Origin of the sequence: Novosphingobium sp. UBA1939, from assembly GCF_002336885.1 — a bacterium.
GTDB lineage: Bacteria > Pseudomonadota > Alphaproteobacteria > Sphingomonadales > Sphingomonadaceae > Novosphingobium.
In genome coordinates this window covers 33,360-54,502 of record NZ_DDFB01000113.1, presented here as the reverse complement: position 1 = coordinate 54,502, position 21,143 = coordinate 33,360, and the positions used below count along the sequence as shown (strand labels likewise).

27 protein-coding genes are annotated in these 21,143 nt (G+C 67.5%); 14 read left to right on the top strand and 13 right to left on the bottom strand.

The annotated features are described in order from the left end of the window. The 4 genes from B3547_RS14905 to rpsU all read right to left on the bottom strand — a co-directional run. A partial coding sequence (locus B3547_RS14905) for an amidase family protein (protein WP_292964351.1) occupies nucleotides 1–384 on the bottom strand: 384 nt, incomplete at its 3' end. Next, nucleotides 384–686, bottom strand: coding sequence for an Asp-tRNA(Asn)/Glu-tRNA(Gln) amidotransferase subunit GatC (gene gatC, locus B3547_RS14900; protein WP_124807817.1), 303 nt, complete (start codon nucleotides 684–686; stop codon nucleotides 384–386). The genes B3547_RS14905 and gatC, both read right to left, overlap by 1 nt. A 95-nt stretch (nucleotides 687–781) precedes the next feature. Further along, entirely contained in the window at nucleotides 782–1,360 is a 579-nt protein-coding gene (locus tag B3547_RS14895) for an FKBP-type peptidyl-prolyl cis-trans isomerase (protein WP_292964348.1), read from the bottom strand. Between the two features lie 185 nt (nucleotides 1,361–1,545). After that, complete coding sequence (gene rpsU, locus B3547_RS14890) at nucleotides 1,546–1,752, bottom strand: 30S ribosomal protein S21 (protein WP_091145878.1); 207 nt, start codon at nucleotides 1,750–1,752, stop codon at nucleotides 1,546–1,548. Nucleotides 1,753–1,964: 212 nt separating this feature from the next. On the opposite strand from rpsU, the gene crcB reads away from it, so the two are divergent. The 6 genes from crcB to B3547_RS14860 are packed head-to-tail and all read left to right on the top strand — an operon-like array spanning nucleotide 1,965 to nucleotide 5,739. After that, nucleotides 1,965–2,366 (top strand): fluoride efflux transporter CrcB, encoded by a 402-nt coding sequence (gene crcB, locus B3547_RS14885; protein ID WP_292964346.1) that lies wholly within the window; start codon nucleotides 1,965–1,967, stop codon nucleotides 2,364–2,366. Continuing rightward, a complete protein-coding gene (locus B3547_RS14880; RefSeq protein WP_125954792.1) occupies nucleotides 2,363–3,553 on the top strand; it encodes an RluA family pseudouridine synthase in 1,191 nt (396 codons plus the stop codon). Before crcB ends, B3547_RS14880 begins: the two co-directional genes overlap by 4 nt. Continuing rightward, a complete protein-coding gene (locus B3547_RS14875; RefSeq protein WP_292964345.1) occupies nucleotides 3,553–4,155 on the top strand; it encodes an FMN-binding negative transcriptional regulator in 603 nt (200 codons plus the stop codon). Before B3547_RS14880 ends, B3547_RS14875 begins: the two co-directional genes overlap by 1 nt. Beyond that, on the top strand, nucleotides 4,152–4,826 hold the full coding sequence (locus B3547_RS14870; RefSeq protein ID WP_292964344.1) for an HAD-IA family hydrolase: 675 nt from the start codon (nucleotides 4,152–4,154) through the stop codon (nucleotides 4,824–4,826). The genes B3547_RS14875 and B3547_RS14870 overlap by 4 nt, the downstream gene beginning before the upstream one ends. Further along, nucleotides 4,823–5,047 carry a hypothetical protein gene (locus B3547_RS14865; protein ID WP_125954789.1) on the top strand — a complete coding sequence of 75 codons (225 nt, stop codon included), beginning with the start codon at nucleotides 4,823–4,825 and terminating at the stop codon, nucleotides 5,045–5,047. The genes B3547_RS14870 and B3547_RS14865 overlap by 4 nt, the downstream gene beginning before the upstream one ends. Continuing rightward, nucleotides 5,044–5,739 (top strand): ATP12 family chaperone protein, encoded by a 696-nt coding sequence (locus tag B3547_RS14860; protein ID WP_292964343.1) that lies wholly within the window; start codon nucleotides 5,044–5,046, stop codon nucleotides 5,737–5,739. The genes B3547_RS14865 and B3547_RS14860 overlap by 4 nt, the downstream gene beginning before the upstream one ends. A 22-nt stretch (nucleotides 5,740–5,761) precedes the next feature. On the opposite strand, the gene B3547_RS14855 is transcribed toward B3547_RS14860, so the two are convergent. Genes B3547_RS14855 through B3547_RS14840 form a run of 4 tightly spaced genes read right to left on the bottom strand, consistent with a single transcriptional unit; the run spans nucleotide 5,762 to nucleotide 9,284 of the window. Then, nucleotides 5,762–6,370, bottom strand: a complete 609-nt coding sequence (locus tag B3547_RS14855) for an ABC-type transport auxiliary lipoprotein family protein (RefSeq protein ID WP_292964341.1) — start codon at nucleotides 6,368–6,370, stop codon at nucleotides 5,762–5,764. Further along, nucleotides 6,367–7,305, bottom strand: a complete 939-nt coding sequence (locus B3547_RS14850) for an MlaD family protein (protein WP_125954787.1) — start codon at nucleotides 7,303–7,305, stop codon at nucleotides 6,367–6,369. The genes B3547_RS14855 and B3547_RS14850 overlap by 4 nt, the downstream gene beginning before the upstream one ends. An 18-nt stretch (nucleotides 7,306–7,323) precedes the next feature. Beyond that, nucleotides 7,324–8,157: an ABC transporter ATP-binding protein gene (locus B3547_RS14845; RefSeq protein WP_125954786.1), complete on the bottom strand. Its 834-nt coding sequence runs from the start codon at nucleotides 8,155–8,157 to the stop codon at nucleotides 7,324–7,326. Beyond that, nucleotides 8,154–9,284 (bottom strand): ABC transporter permease, encoded by a 1,131-nt coding sequence (locus B3547_RS14840; protein WP_124807827.1) that lies wholly within the window; start codon nucleotides 9,282–9,284, stop codon nucleotides 8,154–8,156. Before B3547_RS14840 ends, B3547_RS14845 begins: the two co-directional genes overlap by 4 nt. A gap of 148 nt (nucleotides 9,285–9,432) precedes the next feature. Here B3547_RS14840 and B3547_RS14835 point away from each other — a divergent pair, with 148 nt between their 5' ends. Together B3547_RS14835 and B3547_RS14830 are read left to right on the top strand one after the other, a co-directional pair. Then, nucleotides 9,433–12,279: a valine--tRNA ligase gene (locus tag B3547_RS14835; protein ID WP_292964337.1), complete on the top strand. Its 2,847-nt coding sequence runs from the start codon at nucleotides 9,433–9,435 to the stop codon at nucleotides 12,277–12,279. A 108-nt stretch (nucleotides 12,280–12,387) separates the two neighbouring features. Next, on the top strand, nucleotides 12,388–13,131 hold the full coding sequence (locus B3547_RS14830; RefSeq protein WP_292964335.1) for a 7-carboxy-7-deazaguanine synthase QueE: 744 nt from the start codon (nucleotides 12,388–12,390) through the stop codon (nucleotides 13,129–13,131). A gap of 34 nt (nucleotides 13,132–13,165) precedes the next feature. Here B3547_RS14830 and ssb read toward each other — a convergent pair whose 3' ends face one another. The 5 genes from ssb to B3547_RS14805 form a co-directional block, all read right to left on the bottom strand. Continuing rightward, complete coding sequence (gene ssb / locus B3547_RS14825) at nucleotides 13,166–13,723, bottom strand: single-stranded DNA-binding protein (protein ID WP_292964333.1); 558 nt, start codon at nucleotides 13,721–13,723, stop codon at nucleotides 13,166–13,168. 94 nt (nucleotides 13,724–13,817) lie between these two features. Beyond that, complete coding sequence (gene feoB, locus B3547_RS14820) at nucleotides 13,818–15,674, bottom strand: ferrous iron transporter B (protein ID WP_125954765.1); 1,857 nt, start codon at nucleotides 15,672–15,674, stop codon at nucleotides 13,818–13,820. Continuing rightward, on the bottom strand, nucleotides 15,671–15,952 hold the full coding sequence (locus B3547_RS14815; RefSeq protein ID WP_206694687.1) for a FeoA family protein: 282 nt from the start codon (nucleotides 15,950–15,952) through the stop codon (nucleotides 15,671–15,673). Before B3547_RS14815 ends, feoB begins: the two co-directional genes overlap by 4 nt. A gap of 92 nt (nucleotides 15,953–16,044) precedes the next feature. Further along, a complete protein-coding gene (locus tag B3547_RS14810; RefSeq protein ID WP_292964330.1) occupies nucleotides 16,045–16,704 on the bottom strand; it encodes a COQ9 family protein in 660 nt (219 codons plus the stop codon). 13 nt (nucleotides 16,705–16,717) lie between these two features. Next, on the bottom strand, nucleotides 16,718–17,359 hold the full coding sequence (locus B3547_RS14805) for an ankyrin repeat domain-containing protein (RefSeq protein ID WP_223806444.1): 642 nt from the start codon (nucleotides 17,357–17,359) through the stop codon (nucleotides 16,718–16,720). 64 nt (nucleotides 17,360–17,423) lie between these two features. Between B3547_RS14805 and B3547_RS14800 the strand changes: the two genes are divergently transcribed. The 6 genes from B3547_RS14800 to B3547_RS14775 form a co-directional block, all read left to right on the top strand. Continuing rightward, nucleotides 17,424–18,032, top strand: coding sequence for an SCO family protein (locus B3547_RS14800; RefSeq protein ID WP_292964328.1), 609 nt, complete (start codon nucleotides 17,424–17,426; stop codon nucleotides 18,030–18,032). A gap of 1 nt (nucleotide 18,033) precedes the next feature. Continuing rightward, on the top strand, nucleotides 18,034–18,492 hold the full coding sequence (locus B3547_RS14795; protein WP_124807833.1) for a YcgN family cysteine cluster protein: 459 nt from the start codon (nucleotides 18,034–18,036) through the stop codon (nucleotides 18,490–18,492). After that, nucleotides 18,489–19,226 carry a M48 family metallopeptidase gene (locus B3547_RS14790; RefSeq protein WP_125954784.1) on the top strand — a complete coding sequence of 246 codons (738 nt, stop codon included), beginning with the start codon at nucleotides 18,489–18,491 and terminating at the stop codon, nucleotides 19,224–19,226. The genes B3547_RS14795 and B3547_RS14790 overlap by 4 nt, the downstream gene beginning before the upstream one ends. A gap of 52 nt (nucleotides 19,227–19,278) precedes the next feature. Further along, a complete protein-coding gene (locus B3547_RS14785) occupies nucleotides 19,279–19,737 on the top strand; it encodes a hypothetical protein (protein WP_124807834.1) in 459 nt (152 codons plus the stop codon). Beyond that, nucleotides 19,712–20,722, top strand: coding sequence for a bifunctional diaminohydroxyphosphoribosylaminopyrimidine deaminase/5-amino-6-(5-phosphoribosylamino)uracil reductase RibD (gene ribD, locus B3547_RS14780; RefSeq protein WP_292964324.1), 1,011 nt, complete (start codon nucleotides 19,712–19,714; stop codon nucleotides 20,720–20,722). The genes B3547_RS14785 and ribD overlap by 26 nt, the downstream gene beginning before the upstream one ends. Nucleotides 20,723–20,733: 11 nt before the next feature. After that, nucleotides 20,734–21,143: riboflavin synthase (locus B3547_RS14775; RefSeq protein ID WP_292964322.1), on the top strand; the 410-nt coding region annotated here is incomplete at its 3' end.

Below are 21,143 nucleotides of genomic sequence, written 5' to 3'. Positions count from 1 at the left end.
GTTCAGCTTGCCCAGCATCCCCGCGCCCGCTTCCCACAGCTTGCTGCTCACGGTGCTTTCATACTCGGGCGTGAAGCCTTCGAGGATGTGGCTGGCGGCCGTGGTCTGCACGCCCTTGGTGGCGAACAGGTCCTTCATGCCGATCGGCACGCCCGCCATCTTGCCCAGCGCCTTGCCGGCGGCGCGATCGGCATCGACCTTCGCCGCGGCTTCCAGCGCCTTGTCCGGCGTGGTGACGATGAAGGCGTTAAGCGCGGGCTGCGCCGCCGCGACCGCCGCGTTGAACGCGGTGGCAACTTCGGTGGCAGTGAATGCGCCCTTCGCCACGCCTTCGCGGATCGCGGCGATGCCAAGTTCGGTCAGTTCGTTTGTGGTATTGGGCATTATTCGATCACCTTGGGCACACCAAAGAAGCCGTGTTCGGCCGCCGGCGCATTGGCCAGCACGGCATCGCGAATGCCACCGCCGGTCAGCGGATCGGCATTCACCACGTCATCGCGCAGGCGCAGGGTATTGGGGATCACGGCGGTCATCGGCTCGATGCCGGCGACGTCCACTTCCCCCAGTTGCTCGACCCAGGCGAGAATGCCGTTGAGTTCGGGGACCATCGCCTCAAGCTCCGGTTCGGTAACCTTGAGGCGGGCCAGCGAGGCGATCTTCGCCACCGTGGCGGTATCTACGGACATGGGATTTCCCTGCCTTGGACAAACGGAAAAACAAAGGACGCCGCGCGCTAGCATCGCGCGCGGCGTCCTTCAAGCGAACGGACGGAAACGCGCGATCAGCGCTGCGGGGCTTCCCCGGCGGGCGGCGCGCCATGCGGGCCACCGTGCGGCCCGCCGGGCATGCCCTGCATCCCTTGCATCTGCTGCAGAACGCGGCGCTGCTGCTCCAGTTCGGCGGCGCTCTTGAAATCGATCAGTTCGACTTCGAACACCAGATCGCTGTTGGCCGGGATCACCACTTCGCCAGTGCCCTGGTTGGTCTGCGGACGATCGCCATAGGCATCGGCGGCCGGAATCTCGAGCCGGTACTTGCCGCCGCGCTTCATCATCTGAAGCCCCTTGGAAAAGCCGGGGATCACCCCATCGACCGGCATGGCGACACGTTCGCCGCGATCGAATTCCTTGCCGGTGGACGCGAGCCGCCCGACATAGTTCACCAGCGCGACATCGCCCGTCTTCGGCGATTCGCCTTCACCCTGCTTGACCGCCTCGACATAGACCGTCGCAAAGTGCTGCGGCCGCGCGGCATAGGCCCCGCCGATCCCGATCAAAGCGGCCACGGCAACGCCAAGCCAGATCTTGGTGACCGATCCCTGCGCAACAGGCTGCAGCGGAACGCGCGTGATTTCGGACATTGCTTCCCCTTTTGAGCGCCCCGGTCTGAGGCTCTCCCTGCGGTAAGGCGCGAATCGCCATCGGCCGCAAGGGCCAGATGTGCGAAAGGGCGCCGCGATGACGGCGCCCCTCTTGGCCCAGCCGGGCCGTCGCGGCAAGAGGCTAGATGGCGGATGAGACCAACGTCTCTTCCGCCGCCCGAACCTTACTTGGCGCCGTCGCGCTCCAGCCGCTTGCGCTCCAGCTTGCGGGCGCGGCGAACAGCGGCCGCCTTTTCGCGGGCGCGCTTTTCGGAGGGCTTTTCGTAGTGGCGGCGCAGCTTCATTTCGCGATACACGCCCTCACGCTGCAGCTTCTTCTTGAGCGCGCGAAGAGCCTGGTCGACATTGTTGTCGCGAACGAGAATCTGCATAAACCGACACACCTCAAACAGCTTCAGGCGAGAGCCCGCCAATCATGCGGGGGTCACCGTGATTCGGGAAACACGAACGGGGCCGAATCCATGCTGGACCGGCTCCAACCGGCGGCCCGTTAGCAGTGCGCCAAACGAAAGGCAAGCAAACTCGCGCCCTGATCGTTCCCCCGCCCTTCCCCCGGAGCCGCTGAACGTCTAAGGCCGCAACCATGAATCCTCCCTCAACCTTGCAGGCCACGCTGCTGGTCGCCGTTGGCGGCGCCGGTGGATCGGTGCTGCGCTATCATGCCGGACGGCTCGTGATGGGCATCGTCGGCCCCAACGCGGCCTTTCCCTGGCCCACCTTTTCGATCAACGTCGCGGGCAGCCTGCTGATGGGACTGCTGGCGGGCTGGCTTGCCCGGAATGGCGCGGCCGGCGAAGCCTGGCGGCTGCTGCTGGCGGTGGGCGTGCTGGGCGGCTTCACCACGTTCTCCTCGTTCAGCCTCGAAACCGCGCTGCTGCTCGAACGCGGGCTGATGGGTACGGCCGCGGCTTATGCGGCGGGTTCGCTGGCGGCGGGCATCGCCGGGCTGTTCCTGGGCCTTTTCGTGATGCGGGCCGTGGCATGAGCGAGGAAGTCCGCCAGTTCACCATCGCGCACGACGATGACGACATCCGGCTCGACCGCTGGTTCAAGCGCCATTTGCCGCAAGTGGGCTTCGCCACGGTTTCGCGCTGGGCGCGCACCGGCCAGATCCGCGTCGACGGCAAGCGCGCCGATGTCGATACCCGGCTGGCGAAGGGCCAGGTGCTGCGCGTGCCGCCAGGCGGGACCACCCCTCTGGCGGGCAGCAAGGGCGCCCGGCCGCGCAAGCCACTGACCGAGGAGCAGATCGCGCTGGCCGAATCCATGGTGCTGGAGAAAGACCGCGCGGCGATCGTGCTCAACAAGCCGCCCGGCCTCGCCACGCAGGGCGGCAGCGGCACGCACGAGCATGTCGACGGCCTGCTCGACGCCTACGCCGAGGACAAGGGACCACGCCCGCGCCTGGTCCACCGGCTCGACAAGGACACGTCGGGCGTCCTGCTGATCGCCCGCACGCCCGGCAGCGCGGCATTCTTCTCCAAGCGCTTCTCCGGCCGGTCGGCCAGGAAGATCTACTGGGCGCTCGTGACGGGCATTCCCGATATATCGGACGGACTGATCGAACTGCCGCTGGCCAAGCAGCCGGGCACCGGTGGCGAGAAGATGATGGTCGATGAAAGCGGCCAGGGTCAGACGGCGCGCACCCGCTACCGCGTGGTCGATCGCGCCGGCAACCGGGCGGCCTGGGTGGAACTCCAGCCGCTGACCGGCCGCACCCACCAGCTTCGCGTCCACATGGCGGCGATCGGTCATCCGATCGTGGGTGACGGCAAATATGGCGGACAGGCGGCGTTCCTGACCGGCAGCATCAGCCGCAAGATGCACCTCCACGCCCGCCGCCTGCGCATCGAGCATCCCGAAGGCGACCTGATCGATGTGACGGCCCCGCTGCCCGAGCATTTCGCGGCCAGCATGGCGCAGCTGGGCTTCGACGAGGCGGACGGCGATCTCCCGCTCGAACCGGTCAAGCTGGTCGACGAGAAGGACGAACAGAAGCGCGCGGCCAAGGCCCATGCCAAGCAGTACCGCAAGGAGCGGCGCGGCGAACGGCGCAAGCGGGCCGATGGGCCCACCGGCCGCAAGCCGACGGGCAAGCGCGCCGCCGCGAAGCCCGCCGCAAAGAAGCCGGCGGCACGCAAGACGCCATCGCCCCGCACGCCCAAGCGCTGATGCACCCGAACCCCGCCTTCCGCAGCGACGATCGCGATCTGCACGAAGCGCTGATCGCGGAAATCGGATTCGGCATGGTGTTCCTGACCACGCCGGACGGGCCGCGCGTGGCGCATACGCCGCTGCTTTCGACCGGTGACGGCGCGGTGCAGTTCCATCTCGCGCGCGGCAACGCGCTGACCCGCCACCTGGACGGCGCCATGGCGCTGGCGGTGGTCAACGGGCCGGACGGTTATGTCAGCCCGCGCTGGTATGCCGATGCCGCGCAGGTGCCGACGTGGAACTACGTGGCGCTGGAACTGGAAGGCCGCGTGCGGCGCATGGATCAGGATGGCCTGCGCGCGCTGCTGGAAGGGCTTTCCGCGCGGCATGAGGCGCGCATCGCCGATGGCACGCATTGGACGATGGACAAGATGCCCGAACCGCAACTGCGGCAGATGATGGGCGCGATCGTGGGCTTCGAGATGGAAGTGCTGGCCTGGCGGCCCACGTTCAAGCTTTCGCAAAACAAGCCGGCCGACGAACGCACCCGCGTGGCGGCGGGGCTTGAGGCGGAAGGATCGCCCGCCATCGCCGAACTGATGAGGAAGCTGGTGCCATGACGTCCGACGCGCCTTTGCGCCTTGCCATCTTCGATTGCGACGGCACGCTGGTCGACAGCCAGGCCGATATCTGCGCGGCCATGGACGCGGCCTTTGCCACCGCCGGCCTGACTCCACCCGATCGCGCGGCAACCCGCAGGATCGTCGGCCTTTCGCTGCACGAGGCGATGCGCCGCCTGCACCCTGAAGGCGGGGACCGCGACCATGCCGCGCTGGCCGGATACTACAAGGACGCCTTCCGCGCCCGGCGCGAGGCCGGCGCCGTGGCCGAGCCGCTCTACGATGGCATCGCCGCGCTGGTGGAAGAACTGGCGGACGCTGGCTGGCTGCTGGGCGTCGCCACCGGCAAGAGCGACCGGGGCCTTGCCCATTGCCTGGCCACCCATGGCCTTGCCGGGCACTTCGTTACGCTGCAGACGGCCGACCGGCATCCCTCGAAGCCCCATCCTTCGATGGTGGAAGCCTGCCTCGAAGCCACCGGCGCCAGCGCCGCGCACACCGCCATGATCGGCGATACCGCCTATGACATGGAAATGGCGCGCAATGCGGGCATCCGGGCATTCGGGGTGGACTGGGGCTATCACGATCCGGCGGAACTGTTCGACGCGGGCGCCGAAGCGGTGGCGACCACCATGGTCGAACTGCGCGCCCTGCTGAAAGGCATGGAATGAGCGCCGAGCGCGACCCGGCCATCGCCCGTTTCGCCATCCTGCAACTGGTCCGTCTTTCCGGCACGCTGCTGGTGCTGGCCGGCGCGCTTGTCGCATCGCGTAAGGTCGGGTGGCTGGCGGGCCTGCCCGAAGCGGCGGGCTATGTCCTGATGGCCGCCGGTCTTGCCGATTTCTTCGCGCTGCCACCCCTGCTGGCAAAGCGCTGGCGGAGCCCCGAATGAAGCGTTTCTACAAGGACGTGACCGTTGTCGCCGAAGATGGCGGCTTTCGCGTGGCGCTGGACGGGCGCGGCATCCGCACCGTCGGCGGACGCCCCCAGATCGTCCCCGCCCGCGCGCTGGCCGAGGCCATGGCGGCGGAGTGGGCCGATCAGGGCGAAGAGATCGACAACACCCGCTTCCACCTGCGCGACATGGCCGATTTCGCGCTGGATGTGGTCGCCCCCGAACGCGCCCGCACCATCGGCGAACTGCTGCCTTATGCCGAAACCGATACGCTGTGCTATCGTGCCGAGCCGGACGAGCCCTTGGCGGCGCGCCAGCGCGCGGTGTGGGAACCGCTGCTGTCCGCCATGGAAACGCGCATCGGCGTGAGCTTCCACCGCGTTTCGGGCGTGATGCACCGGCCGCAGCCGCCCGAGGCGATCGAGCGCATCGCCGGCGAACTGGAAGGGCTGGACGCCTTCGCGCTGGCGGCGCTGCGCAACACCGCCAGCCTAGCCGCGTCGCTTACGCTGGGCCTTGCCGCCATCGCGCCCGGCGCGGACGTGGAAGCGCTGTGGAACGCGGCCAATCTCGAGGAAGACTGGCAGGCCGAACTCTGGGGCAAGGATGCCGAGGCGCAGGACCGGCGCGACAAGCGCTTCGCGGCGTTCCGCGCGGCAACCCGCTTCGCGGAACTTGCGCGGGCTTAAACCGCCTTCCTGCCAATCAGGATCAGCCGAACCAGTCGACCACGTCCTTCGCCACGGCGTTGGCCGCCTTGTTCAGCGCCGGTCCCACCTCGCTCGCTTCCGGCGCGACGCCCGGCACGTCCTGTTCGAAACGCTTGGTCTCGATCTTGCCGCCGGGCAGTTCCTTCACCGCATCGAAACGGACAATGACTCGCCGGCTGCGCGCGTCATAGCCCAGGTCGAGAATGCGGCCCGAAAGGCGCGGCCCGCTGACGCCCAGGTCGTTCTCCACCACCAGCCTGCCGCCCTTGGCGCGCAGCGTTTCGGCCAGCAGGCGCTGGAACAGCCGCGTCGGCCGTTCGACCCATTGCGTGCCTTTCAGATAGGCGACGTTGGAATCGTCGATCTGCACCGGAATGCGCAGCACCGCCAGCCGCGCCTCCGCCGCCGGCTCCAGCACGGCGGTCGCGCCGGAGAGGCTGCCCGACACGCCGGCGCCAGCCGCCGGCGCGCTTTCAGGCGTCAGGCTCATCAGCGTGCCCGGCACCTTGGTGCCGATGTTGACGCAGGCGGAAAGAGCCAGAGCGAGGGCAGGCGCGAGCAGCGGCGCGGCAAGGATCGGTTTGCGGATCATCGCGATGGTCCCTTTCATGGCTTGTAGTCCGGCAGCTTCGGGCTGCCGACGATGGCGCTTACGCCACGGTCGTTGATCTTGTCGGTCACTTCGCGCAGCGACCGCGTCGTCGCCTGCAGATCGCGGATCGCGGCTTCGGCGGCAGGCAGCGTGCGTTCGTTCAGCTGGCGCGCGGCCGGGCGCGTATCATCCAGCGTGGCCTGGAGCGCGTCCGCCGCGGACTGAGCCGATTTCAGCGTCTGGCGCAACTGCTTGGCCAGGCCGCTACCTTCGTCGTTGATCATCGCGTCGGTCGATCCGGCCAGCTTCTCGAAGCTGGAAAGCGTGTAGTTCGCCTGCCGCAAGGTCGCCTGCAATTCGGACAGCACCCGCTTCACATCGGGCGAGGCAGCGGCAAGGTTGCCGGTCATCTTGTCCGTGTTGCGCATGATGTTTTCGAACGACTTCAGGTTCTGGTCGGACAGCACCATCGTCAGCCGTTCGGTCAGCGTCGCCAGCCGTTCCAGCAACAGCGGCGTGTTGGCCAGAATCTCGCCAAGACCGCCGCGCTTGGTCGGGATCACGGGCACGCCTTCCGGTCCCTTTTCCTCGATCGGCGGCGCGCCCTTGACCGCGCCCTGCAACTGGATGGTGGTTACGCCGGTGAAGCTGCCCTGCAGGCTGGCGGTGGTGCCCTGCAGGATCGGCACCTTCCTGTTGATCTTGATCCGCACCCGGACGAATTCTGGGTCCTTCTCCCACAGATCGATGTCTTCCACCTGACCCGAGGGCACGCCCGAGAACGAGACTTCCGATCCCTTGGCCAGACCATCCACCGACTGCTTGAAGAAGATGTCGTAGTGATCCTGTTCGCCCTGGTTCAGGCGCGCGATCCACACCGTCAGCGCGGCGATGCCGGCCAGCAGCAGGAGGGTAACGGCCCCGACCCAGATATGGTTTGCGCGCGTTTCCATCGGCTGTGTTCCCGTATCCTATGCCTCGTCCAGCGCCGTATCGTCCACCGGAGCGGCAATCCCCGGCGGTGCAATTCGATCCTGCGCGGCCTTGGCGGCCCGGCCGCGCGGGCCATTGAAGTATTCCTGAATCCACGGATGATCGAGCGCCAGCAGTTCCGGGATCGTTCCCACCGCGATCACCTTCCTGTCGGCCAGCACGGCCACACGATCGCAGATTTCGTAAAGGGTATCGAGATCGTGCGTGATCAGGAACACGGTCAGCCCCAGCGTCTGCTGCAGGCTGGCGATCAATTGATCGAACGCCGCCGCGCCGATCGGGTCCAGCCCCGCCGTCGGTTCGTCCAGAAACAGCAGTTCGGGATCGAGCGCCAGGGCGCGCGCCAGCCCGGCGCGCTTCTTCATGCCGCCGGAAAGTTCGGCCGGATACTTGGCGGTCGCTTCCGCCGGAAGGCCGGAAAGGATCACCTTGTAGCGCGCGATCTCGTGCCGCAGTTCGTCGCTGAGCTCGGGATAGAATTCGCGCAACGGCACTTCGACGTTTTCGGCCACGGTCAGCGTGGAGAACAGCGCGCCGCCCTGGAACAGCACGCCCCACTGGCAGCGGATGTCGATATCGTCATCGTCGCGCGCGTCGGTGATCGAGCTGCCGAGCACCTCGATCTCGCCCGCTTCGGGGATCTGGAGGCCGATGATAGCGCGCATCAGCACCGATTTGCCCGTGCCCGAACCGCCCACCACGCCAATGATCTCGCCCCGCCGGACATCGAGATCGAGGTCTTCGTGGACCACATGCGGACCGAACACGTTCTTGAGTCCGCGCACGCGGATGAGGATATCGGGATCGCTCATCCCCAGCCGACCTTGGTGAAGAACACCGCAAAGAAGGCATCGAGCACAATCACCATGAAGATCGCCATGACCACCGCCGCCGTGGTGCGCGTGCCCACTTCCTCGGCATTGGCCTTGACCTGCATCCCCTGATAGCAGCCGGCCACGGCCACGATCAGGCCGAACACCGGCGCCTTGACCAGCCCGACCCACACGTCGTGCAGCGGCACCACTTCCTGAATGCGCGCCAGGAAGGTCAGGAAGGGAATGCCCAGCGTCGTGGCCGAAAGAAACGCGCCGCCGATGATGCCGACGACGGCCGAATAGGTGCCCAGCAAGGGCAGCATCAGCATCGTCGCCAGAATGCGGGGCAGCACCAGCGCTTCCATCGGCGAAACGCCGATCGTGCGCATGGCGTCGACCTCCTCGGTCAGCTTCATCGTGCCGAGCTGCGCGGCGAAGGCGGAGCCGGACCGGCCCGCGACCATGATCGCCGTCATCAGAATGCCGAGTTCGCGCAGCGTCAGACGGCCCACCAGGTTGACCGTGTAGATTTCCGCGCCGAACTGGCGGAGCTGGACCGCGCCCTGCTGCGCGATGACGATGCCGACCAGGAAGCTCATCAGCCCCACGATCGCCAGCGCGTTCACGCCCACCAGCTCCATCTGGTGGATCATCGCCTTGCCGCGGAAACGCCCGGGATGCCGCAGCAGCGTGCCGGTGACCTGCACCACCTGCCCGAGGAAGCCCAGCACCTGCAGCGAGCCCCAGGCCAGCCCGACCACCGCATCGCCCACTTTGCCCGGCACGCGCTCGAACAGCGGCAGGCGCGGGGCGCTGACGCCCGAATCGTTCTCGCCCGCCTGGCCCACCGCGGCGATCAGGCGTTCGGCTTCGCTGCGGGCGCCGACGATCTCCGCGCCCTGTTCCTGCGCCAGCCGCCACACCGTCCACGCGCCCACGGTGTCCATGCGTTCCACGTCGGAAAGGTCGATGCGGGCGATCGGTTCGTCCAGCGCGCGCAGCCGGGCATCGATCGCGCCGACCGAGGACACCAGCATCTCGCCGCTGAACGCCAGCGTGGCGCCCCCGGCTTCTTCGGTTCCGGCATCGCCGGGCTGGATCGTGAAGTCGGCTAACGCCCGCATAGGATGCGCTTCATGCGGGAAAATGGCAGGGGCGACAAGTGCATGACGTGCGACACAACGTTTCAAGCGTGGTTTCGGTTTCAGGATGGCATCCCGTTTGGCGCCCCGGCGCTTGCAGGCGGGCGGAACGGCTGGCAAAGCGCCCGCCATGACCGAACAGACTCTCGACAAGACCTTCGAGCCCGCCGAAATCGAGGCGCGCTGGTACAGCCATTGGGAAACGAACGGGCTTTTCCGCCCCGAACGGCCCGACGCGGTGCCGTTCACGATCGTAAACCCGCCGCCGAACGTCACGGGATCGCTCCACATCGGCCACGCGCTGGACAACACGCTGCAGGACGTGGTGATCCGCTACGAGCGGCTGCGCGGCAAGGATGCGCTGTGGGTGGTCGGCACCGACCATGCCGGCATCGCCACGCAGATGGTGGTCGAACGCCAGATGGAAGCGCGGCAGGACAAGCGCACCAACTACACGCGCGATCAGTTCGTGGAGAAGGTGTGGGAATGGAAGGCCGAATCCGGCGGCACGATCACCCGCCAGCTGCGGCGCCTCGGCTGCTCGATGGACTGGAGCCGTGAGCAGTTCACCATGGACCCGCATTTCACCCAGGCCGTGGTGAAGGTGTTCGTCGACCTCTATAATCAGGGGCTGATCTACCGCGACAAGCGGCTGGTGAACTGGGACCCCAAGCTCAAGACCGCGATCAGCGACCTCGAAGTGGAAACGCGCGAGGTGCAGGGCGGGTTCTGGCACTTCAAGTATCCGCTGGCCGACGGCGTGACCCGCGACGACGGGCTGGATTACATCGAGGTTGCCACCACGCGCCCCGAAACGATGCTGGCCGACATGGCCGTGGCGGTCCACCCGGACGATCCGCGCTACAAGAGCGTGATCGGCAAGGACATCGTCCAGCCGCTGACCGGCCGCCGGTTCAAGGTGGTGGCCGACGAGCACGCCGACCCGGAGCTGGGCAGCGGCGCGGTGAAGATCACGCCGGGGCACGATTTCAACGACTTCGAGGTCGGCCGCCGCGCCGGCATCAAGGCGGGCGACATGCTCAACATGTTCGATGCCGAAGCGAAGGTGGTGCAGACGACGGACGGGCTGGTGCCCGCCGAATTTGTGGGGCTGGACCGGTTCGACGCGCGCAAGCTGGTGGTCGAGCGGATGAAGGAAGCCGGCTTCCTGATCCCGCACGTGACCAAGGACAAGGAAGGCAACGAAGTCCTCCACGACGCCGAACCGCGCACGATCCAGACGCCGTTCGGCGATCGCGGCGGCGTGGTGATCGAACCCTGGCTGACCGACCAGTGGTACGTCGATGCCGAAACGCTCGCCAAGGCACCCATGGAAGCCGTGCGCTCCGGCGCGATCGAGATCGTGCCCAAGACCTGGGAAAAGACCTTCTTCAACTGGATGGAGAACATCCAGCCGTGGTGCGTTTCGCGGCAGTTGTGGTGGGGGCACCGGATTCCGGCTTGGTATGGGCCGGAATTCGAAGCGAGCGCGACGAGGGTCACATCCGTCGGCCTCAAAGCTTTTGTCGCCGAAACCGAAGAACAGGCGCTCATGCAGGCACAGGCCTATCTCGATGAGTTGAAGGCAACGAGTCATCCGCTGTTCCAGAACGCCATCGTCGAGCTGGAAAGCGATGGCAGTGAGCGTGAGCCCGGCCTCGCCAATGCCCCGTTCAAGTATGAAATCTCTCGCGACCCCGACGTCCTCGACACCTGGTTCTCCTCCGCGCTGTGGCCCTTCGTCACGCTCGGCTGGCCCGATGAAGATGCGCCGCTGCTGAAGAAGCACTACCCCAACGATCTGCTCGTTTCCGGCTTCGACATCCTGTTCTTCTGGGATGCGCGCATGGCGATGCAGGGCCTGCATTTCATGAAGGAAGTGCCGTGGAAGCGGCTTTACCTGCATGGGCTGGTCCGCGCGGCGGACGGGCAGAAGATGTCGAAGTCCAAGGGCAATGTGGTCGATCCGCTGGGCCTGATCGACCAGTACGGCGCGGACGCGCTGCGCTTTTTCATGTGCGCCATGGAAAGCCAGGGCCGCGACGTGAAGATGGATGAAAAGCGCGTGGAGGGGTATCGCAACTTCGCCACGAAGCTGTGGAACGCCGCGCGCTTCTGCCAGAGCAATGGCATCACCGGCGGCATCGGCGATCACACCGGCCCCGGCATCGCGCCGCAGCTTGCCGTGAACCAGTGGATCATCGGCGAAGTCGTCGACACCGTGGCCGAACTCGACAAGGCGATGGCCGACCTGCGCTTCGACGCCGCCGCCAACGCGATCTACCACTTCGTGTGGGACACGTTCTGCGACTGGTACATCGAACTGATCAAGGGATCGTTCGACGACGAGACCAAGGCCGTCGCCGGCTGGGTGCTCGACCAGATCCTCGTTCTGCTCCACCCCTTCATGCCCTTCGTGACCGAGGAACTGTGGAACAAGACGGGCACGCGCACCGGCGAGCTGATCGTGGCGGCCTGGCCCCAGCCCAAGACGGCGGTCGATGCGGCGGCGAAGCGTGAGGTCGAATGGCTGATCGCGCTGGTTTCCGCCTTGCGCACCGCCAAGAACGAGCTCGGCATCGCGCCCGGGGCCAAGCTGGACGCCTATCTGCCCGAACCCAGCGCGGCCACGCGCGCGATCATCGAGGCGAACGGCCCGGCGATCGACCGGCTGGCGCGGCTTTCGTCGATCCGCTTCGAACCGGTCCCTGCCGGTGCCGCGATGCAGATCGGTGCTGGCGATGCCAACATCGTCATCCCGCTGGAAGGTGTGATCGATATCGCCGCCGAAAAGGCCCGCCTCGAAAAGGCGCTCGCCGCCGCGCAGAAGGAAGCGAAGGGACTCGAAGGGCGGTTGAACAACCCCGCGTTCGTCGAGAAGGCCAAGCCCGAGGCGGTCGAGAAGGCCCGCGCCGATCACGCGCACCACAGCGCCGAGGCCGAGCGGCTGGCTGCTGCGCTGGCGCGGCTGGGGTGATGTGATGCCTGCTCCGTTCGTGTCGAGCAAAGCCGAGACACTCCGCGCGATGGTTCTCGACTTCGCTCGAACCGAACGGAGGCTGGATTGCGTCCGTTGGCCCGCGCCATGCTGACACTTGCCACCACCACGCCGGGCGAACCGGAAATCTTCGCCTCGCTGCAGGGCGAAGGGCCGTCAATCGGCCGCCCTTCGGTGTTCCTGCGCCTGTCGCGCTGCAATCTTGCCTGCCGCTGGTGCGATACCGCCTACACCTGGCGCTTCACCGGCGACAACCGGCCGCACCGTGACGCAATCGCCTTCGAGCGCGGCGAGAACCAGATCACGCTGGACGAGCGCGACGTGGCGCTGCGCCTGCTGGCCCATCCGCAGGACCGGCTGGTCGTGACCGGCGGCGAACCGCTGTTGCAGGCCCCCGCCCTCATCCGCCTGCTGACGATCCTGAAGGAAGCGCGGCCCCGCCTGCATGTGGAGATCGAGACCAACGGCAGCGTGCCCCCGACGCAGGCGCTGGACGCGCTGGTGGACCAGTACAACGTCAGCCCCAAGCTCGCCCATTCAGGCAACCCGGCCGATCTGGCGCTGGTGCCCGAACGGCTCGCGCACTGGGCCATCGAACCGCGCGCCTTCTTCAAGTTCGTGGTCGCCACGCCCGACGATCTGGACGAGATCGCGGCGCTGCAGGCGCATTACGCCATTCCGTCGGACCGCCTGTTCGTGATGCCCGAAGGCACCGCCAGCGTCCTCTTGCGCGAACGGTCCGCCTGGCTGGCCGAAGCCACGATGAAGGCCGGCTGGCGCTTCACCGACCGGCTGCACATCCACCTCTACGGCGATACGCGCGGGACATAGCAAAACCTCCCCGGAAGCGGGGAGGTTCGGAAGGTCAGAACGGAATATCGTCGTCCAGATCGTCGGAGAAGCCGCCGCCGCCGGACGATCCGCCGCCGCCCTGGTTCCAGCCACCGCCCGAGGACGATCCGCCCCCGCGCGAGGAGCCACCGCTGATGCCGCCTTCGTTCCAGCCGCCACCGCCGCCGCCCGAGCGCTGGCCACCGCCGAAGCCGCCGCCCCCACCGCTACCGCCACCGGGCGCGCCATCCAGCATGGTCAGCACCGCGCCGGGGCCTTGCAGCACGACTTCGGTGCTGTAGCGGTCGTTGCCCGACTGGTCCTGCCACTTGCGGGTGCGGAGCTGGCCTTCGATATAGACCTTGCTGCCCTTGCGCAGGAAGCGTTCGGCCACGCCTGCCAGACCTTCGGAGAAGATCGCCACGCTGTGCCATTCGGTGCGTTCCTGCCGCTCGCCCGAATTGCGGTCCTTCCACGTTTCCGAGGTGGCGATGCGCAGGTTGCAGACCTTGCCGCCGTTCTGGAACGAGCGCACTTCCGGGTCAGCCCCCAGATTGCCGACCAGAATGACCTTGTTGACGCTGCCTGCCATCGAATCGTGTCCCGTGTGAATGTGGAGGCTGGCCTAGCCAATGCGCAGCGGCAGCGCGAGTCCGCCCCCCGTCCTTTCCACAACGGGAAGGGCTTCAACCCAACCCGAAGGCCCGTGCCGTCCAGAAGGTCACGCCCGCCGCCAGATAGGCCAGGCCGAACAGGTAGGCGAGCATGAATGCCGGCCATTTCCACCCGTTGGTTTCGCGCCGGGTAACCGCGATCGTCGACATGCACTGCGGCGCGAACACGAACCAGGCCAGGAACGCCAGCGCGGTCGGCAGGGTCCAGTGCGCCTTGAGCTGATCCTCCAGCGCGTTCGCCTGCGCGTCCTCGTCGTTCGCGTTGTCCACGGCATAGGTCGTGGCGAGCGAGCTGACCGCCACTTCGCGCGCGGCCATGGCGGGGATGATCGCCAGCGCGATATCGCGGTTGAAGCCCACCGGCTCCACCACCACGGCCAGCCCGTTGGCGATGTGCCCGGCGATAGAGGCGTCCACCTGGCTCTGCCCCTCGCCCGCGCGGGGGAAGTTCAGCAGGAACCACAGCACCACCGTGACCGTAAAGATCATCGTGCCGGCGCGGCGCAGGAAGATCCACGCGCGCTGGAACAGGCCGAGCGCCAGATCCTTCACCGTGGGCAGCTGGTACTTGGGCAGTTCCATGATGAAGCCGCTGGCCGCGCCCTTCGTCACCGACCGGCGCAGCACCAGCGCTACCACCATCGCCCCCACCACACCGAACACATAGAGCCCGAACAGCACCAGCCCCTGCAGGCCGAAGCCGGGGCCGACCGTGCGGTGGGGAATGAACGCGGCGATGATCACGGCATAGACCGGCAGGCGTGCCGAACAGGTCATCAGCGGGGCGATCAGGATCGTGGTCAGCCGGTCCTTGGGATCGGTGATGCTGCGCGTGGCCATGATGCCCGGAATGGCGCAGGCGAAGCTCGACAGCAGCGGGATGAAGCTGCGCCCCGAAAGGCCCACCGTGGCCATCAGCCGGTCCATCAGGAAGGCGGCGCGGGCCATGTAGCCGGTCGCCTCCATCGTCAGGATGAAGAAGAACAGGATCAGGATCTGCGGCAGGAACACGATCACGGCCCCCACGCCCGCAATCACGCCATCGGTCAGCAGATCGCGCGCAAGCGAGGGCGGAAGCGCGGTCTTGACCAGATCGCCAATGCCCGAAACGCCCGCGTCGAGCACGTCGGCAAAGGGCGTAGCCCAGCTGAACACCGCCTGGAACACCACGAACAGCAGCGCCAGCAGGATCGGTGGACCAAGCCAGGGGTGCAGCAGCACGCGGTCCATCCGGGCGTGAATGCGATGCTTGGCGGTTTCCGAAAGGATCGCGCCATGCGCCATCTCGTGCGCCAGCAGCCGGCGTTCGGGCAGCGTGACGTGGGCGCGCGGCGCGGTTTCGCCAGACACGCGATCGCGCGCTTGCGCAATCGCGGCGGACAGTTCTGCCAGTCCACGCCGTCGTACCGCCACGGTGGGAATCACCGGCACGCCCAGCGCGGTTTCGAGCGCGGCCGAATCGAGCGTCAGCCCATCGCGCTCGGCAAGGTCCACCATGTTGAGCGCAACCACGGTCGGGCGGCCAAGCTCCAGCACTTCCTGCGCGAAAACCAGATGCTGTTCGAGGTTCGAGGCATCGAGCACGATCACCAGCACGTCCGGCTGGGCCTGCCCCACCTGTTCGCCCATGATGACCTTGCGCGTCACCTCTTCGTCGGGGCTGGTGGCGTTGAGGCCATAGCTGCCCGGCAGGTCGACCAGTTCCATCGGTTCGCCGCTGGGCAGGATCAGGCGCCCCGCCTTTCGCTCGACGGTGACGCCCGGATAGTTGGCGATCTTCTGGCGCGCGCCCGTCAGCGCGTTGAACAGCGCGCTCTTGCCCGCGTTGGGATTGCCGACCAGCGCGGCGACACAGGCGTTGCGGCTCATGCCGTTGCTCCGATCAGTTCGACATGCATCGCCCGGGCATGCACGCGCCGCAGCGCCACCGTCATCCGGCCGATCTCCACCGCCAGCGGATCGCGCGACACAAATACGCCGCGATAGGCAAGGCGCACATGCGCCCCGGCATCCAGCCCCAGCGCGCGCAGCCGCTCCGCCTCTTCGGGCACGAGCAAGTCCCAATCGACGGAATCGATTCGCGCGGGCGTTCCAAGTGGGATCTGGTCGAGTGTCACGCTCACGGCGCTGCCATAGGCCGAAAGCATTTGCAAGGCATTCGCAATAAGGAGCCTGAAATTAGCATGGCTTCACTGGCGCGACCTTGCCACCGCGCGCATTGACGCCGGTCAAGTGGCTCTTATCGCGCGGGATACCGCAGGCGGCCGAACAGGCGCATCACGCTGAAGGTTTCCTCGCGCGGGCGGGTCAACCGGGCCTTGGCCTTCTCGAAACGCATCACGCCCTCGATCCGCCGATCGAGGAACGCGCGCGTATCGGCATGGCCCTCGCTCTTGTCCTCGGCATGGACCGCCAGCGTGGCGGCATAAATCGCCGCCAGCGTGGCGCGCTTGGTATAGTGGTTGTAGTCCGTCGCGGTATCGCCGGCGAGCCGCCACATCGCATCGGCGCTGTGCCAGCCGAGCTTCATGGCCGTGGGCACGTTCTGCGGCATGGCCATGATCGCCAGCGCACGGCGGAGCGCTTCCTCGCGGCCGGCCAGCGCATCGAGCCGGAACTGCACCAGCGTGCGGATGCGCTCGCGGATCGGCAGGTTGCCGATCCGGGCGGTCGGCAGGGCTTCGGCCATGTCGGCATCGATGCGCGCGATCCACGCCGCGATCTTCGCCATGGGCTTGCCCCCGAACGCGAACGCCGCAACCGCCGGGTCCACCCCGGCCGCATCGGCAGCGCTGGCCACGGCGGCCTCGCCCCATCCATCGAAGACGGCGGCTTCGGCCACGTGAGGCGCCAGTTGCAGGCGGATAGCGTCGAGCGTCGATTCAGAAGCGGATGTCATCGCCACGGCCCGATCAGAACGAAGGCCCGTAGGTGGGCTTCTGCGGGGCAGCCTTGGCGGCCTTCATGGCGTTGTCGATCTCTTCCAGCACGGCACTGTTCTTGCCGTCGAGCGCGGCATAATCCCGCGCGGAACGGCCCGAATTGTCCGGCCGCTCCGGATTGGCCCCCGCCTTCAGCAACATGCGGATGATCGCCATGTCGCGGCGATGCACCGCGTTGATCAGCGGGGTTTCGCCGGTGTTGTTCGGTTCATCGACGCGCGCGCCGCTCTTGATGAGGAAATCCACGCCTTCGGCAAAGCCCAGATCGACCGCCATCACCAGCGGCGTGGTGCCCTTCACGTCTCGCACGTTCACATTGGCGCCCTTGGCGACCAGGAACTGCATCCAGGTCAGATCGCGGCGGGCGGTCACGATGTGCAGCGCGGATTCGCCGGAGGTGACGTCGCGCGTGTTGACGATCTGGGTGCCGGGCTCGTTCAGCGCGTTCTGGACCTTTTCGCCGTCCTTCTTCTTCACGGCTTCGAGGAACTTGTAGCTTTCCGAAAACTGCGCTTGCGCGGGCGCGGCGAGACCCAAACCCAGCCCGAGCCCGGCGATCATCGCCAGTCCCGCGAAAGCCGATCGAAGCCCGTTGTGCCGCCGCGTGTTCACGTCCCTGTTCCTTCTGCTGCGAGCCTGCCGGACTCGCCCCTTGCGGAACCCGTGTTAGCAGAGCATGAACCGTCCCGCCATGGCCCGACCGATCTTCCTTGCAGCGCTAACCGCCCTGGCCGCCACGCTTTCCGCGTGCGGCAGTTCCACCCCCACCGAAACCCCGCCGCTGGAAGGCGCGGCGATCGGCGGCGATTTCACGCTTGTCGACAAGGACGGCAAGACCGTTCACTTCAACGATTTCGCCGGCAAGTACCGCATCGTGTACTTCGGCTACAGCTTCTGCCCGGATGTCTGCCCGCTCGATCTCCAGCACGTGATGCAGGGCTATCACCTGTTCGCGAAGGATCACGCCGAGCTGGCGAAGAAGGTGCAGCCGATCTTCGTGACGATCGACCCCGCGCGCGATACGCCGCAGGTCGTCGGCCAGTTCGCCGCCAATTTCGGCCCGGAACTGCTAGGCCTGACCGGCAGCGAGGCTCAAGTCGCGCAAGCGGCCAAGGCTTTTGCCGTCTATTATCAGAAGCGCCCCGGCACCGCGCCCGATGCCTATCTGATGGACCACAGCCGCGGCGTCTATCTGATGGCGCCCGACGGCAAGCCGATCGCGCTGCTGCCCGGCGAGAAGGACGGGAAGGCCGTCGCCGCCGACCTCGCGAAATGGGTCCGCTGACATGGCCGCGCTGGCCGACCGCTTCTGGGAAAAACCCGTCGAAACGCTGACCCGTGACGAATGGGAAGCGCTGTGCGACGGTTGTGGCAAGTGCTGCCTGCACAAGCTGGAAGACGAAGACACCGGCGCGGTCTATCACACCAACGTCGCCTGCCGGCTGCTCGACCTCTCGACCGCGCGCTGCGCCGATTATCGCCACCGCAAGGCGATGGTGCCCGATTGCCTGCGGCTGACCCCGCGCATCGTGGCCGAAGTGCCATGGCTGCCGGCGACGTGCGCCTATCGCCTGCGCGCCGATGGCCTGCCCCTGCCGGCATGGCATTACCTGATTTCGGGCGATCGCGATGCGGTTCACCGCGCGGGCGTCTCCGTCGTGGGCAAGGCCGTCAGCGAGGTGCTCGCGGGGCCGCTGGAAGAACACATCGTGCCGGAAGAGGTATGGCAGGCGTCGGGGGGATGATCGACTGGCTGCGCCGCCCCGCCGCGCCACGCGTGGTGAAGCCGCGCACCCTGCGGATCGGCGGGCAGGATCTGCCGCTCGTGATCCGGCGGCTGCGGCAGGCAAAACGGATGACGCTGCGCCTTTCGCCCGACGGCAGCGAAATCCGCGTTTCCATTCCCGCCTGGGGCCGCGTCGGCGATGCCGAGGCCTTCGCGCGGGATCGCGCCGACTGGCTGGCGCAGCAACTGGCGCGCCTGCCCGCGCAGCAGACGCTCGAACCTGGCGCGCCGGTGCCGTTCCGGGGCGTGGCGCGTCGGCTCGACTGGCATGCAACGGCCCCCCGCAGGCCATCCATCGGGGAAGACGCGATCATCCTCGGCGGCCCGCGCGAGGGGCTGGAAAGCCGGCTGCGCCGCTGGCTGGAACGCGAAGCGCTTGCCCTGCTTGCCGACGATCTGGCGCATTACTGCGCGCGCGGAGGCCACCCGGTGCCGCGCCTCGCCCTGTCGCGCGCGCAACGGCGCTGGGGCAGCTGCGCCGCCGACGGATCGATCCGGATCAACTGGCGGCTGGTCATGGCCCCCGATTTCGTCCGGCGGTCGGTCGTGGCGCACGAGGTCGCGCATCTGCGCCACTTCGACCACAGCCCGGCCTTCCACGCCGAACTCGATCGCCTGTTCGAAGGGAGCATCGCCGAGGCGAACCATTGGCTGAAGCGCGAAGGACGCGGGCTCTACCGCGCGTTCGGCTGATCCTGGCGCAGGGCACTGGCGGAATCGGCGGCCACCGCCTATCTAGGCGGCGATGAAGGACTTCTTCCGAAACGTCTCGCCCCGGCGCGCGATCATGGATCTGTGGCAGATCATGGGCGCGCCCAGCGAATACCGCACGCGCGGTCTGTTGCTGGCCGCCTGCGTGACGGGCGGAATATTCTACCTGATGGTCCAGCAGGAAGGGCGCGGCCTGCCCCGTCCGCCGAAGGTGCTCTACTTCGAAAGCTGGCGCGCGGACCGTTCCGACAAGGAGATCATCGCGGGCAACATCGCCGCGACGAAGAAGGCCCGCGCCGAAGAGGCGGAAGAGGAGCGCCACGCCGAAAACATCCGCCAGATGTACAAGGCCGTCGGCGCGGCAACGGGCATCGATACGGAAAAGATGTATCAGGAAGGCAAGGCAGAGCGCGAAGCCGAAAAGAAGGCCGAGCAGGAACGTGCCGAGAAGATCATCCAGCAGCATCGTGCCCAGCCCAGCCCCCAGCCCTGACGCTGAGCGGCCCGACCAGGACTGGCTGGACGCGGCAGCGGCGATCGCCGCGCGCGGCCGTCCGTTAAGCCGCCCCAACCCCGCCGTCGGCGCGATGATCGTGCGCGACGGGCGCGTGGTCGGGCGCGGCTGGACCCAGCCGGGAGGTCGCCCCCATGCCGAGGCCATGGCGCTAGCGGAGGCCGGCACCGCCGCGCGCGGCGCAACGCTATACGTCACGCTGGAACCCTGCGCCCACGCCAGCGCGCGCGGCCCATCATGCACCTCGCTGGTGCTGGCCTCGGGCCTCGCCCGCGTGGTCGTCGGTTGCGAAGACCCCGATCCGCGCACGGCCGGCAACGGCATGGCCGCGCTGCGGCAGGCGGGCATCGCGGTGGACCTGCTCTCGTCCCCGGCCGCGCGGACATCTCTGGAAGGCTACCTCACCCGTAGCCGGCTGGGCCGGCCGCACGTGACACTCAAGCTCGCCACGTCGCTGGACGGGCGGATCGCGCTGGCGGACGGGACCAGCCAGTGGATCACCGGCGCGCCGGCGCGCGCGCATGTCCATGCCGAACGCGCCCGCGCCGATGCGATCCTCGCCGGTGGCGGCACCTTGCGCGCCGACGCGCCGCGGCTGGACGTGCGCCTGCCCGGCCTGGAGGATCGCAGCCCGGAACGCTGGGTGCTGACGCGCGGCGCTGCGCCGGACGGGTGGCGCGCCGTGGCCGACATTGCCGCGCCGGATGCCTTTGGCGTGGCGCAATACCTGTTCGTCGAAGGCGGGGCCGGCGCCGCCGCCGCGTTCCTGGCCGCCGACATGGTCGACCGCATGCTGCTCTACCGCGCGCCCATCGTGATCGGCACCGGGCTTGCGGCGATCGGCGATATCGGCCTGGCCGCGCTGCCCGACGCGCACGGCCGCTGGCAACTGGCCGAACGGCGCCAGCTTGGCAGCGACACGCTCGACGTCTACCACCGACTCCGTCCCACCCTTCCAGCCTGAAAGCCGCGCGCATGTTCACGGGTATCGTCACCGAAATCGGCAACATCATCGCCATCGAGGATCGCGGCGACCACCGCGTGACGGTATCCTGCGCGATGGACCCGGCGAAGATCGCGATCGGTGCCTCGATCGCCTGTTCGGGCGTGTGCCTGACCGTGGTGGACAAGGGCGGCGTGGCCGGCGAAGCGTGGTTCGCGGTGGACGTCTCGGGCGAAACCGTGTCCCGCACCGCGCCCGCGCAATGGCAGGCAGGCCGGCCGATCAACCTGGAACCCGCGCTGAAGCTGGGCGACGAACTTGGCGGGCATATCGTGACCGGGCATGTCGACGCGGTGGGCGAAGTCGTGGGCATCTGCCCCGAAGGCGCCTCGCACCGGATCGGCATCGCCGCACCAAGGGAACTCGCACCGTTCATCGCGCC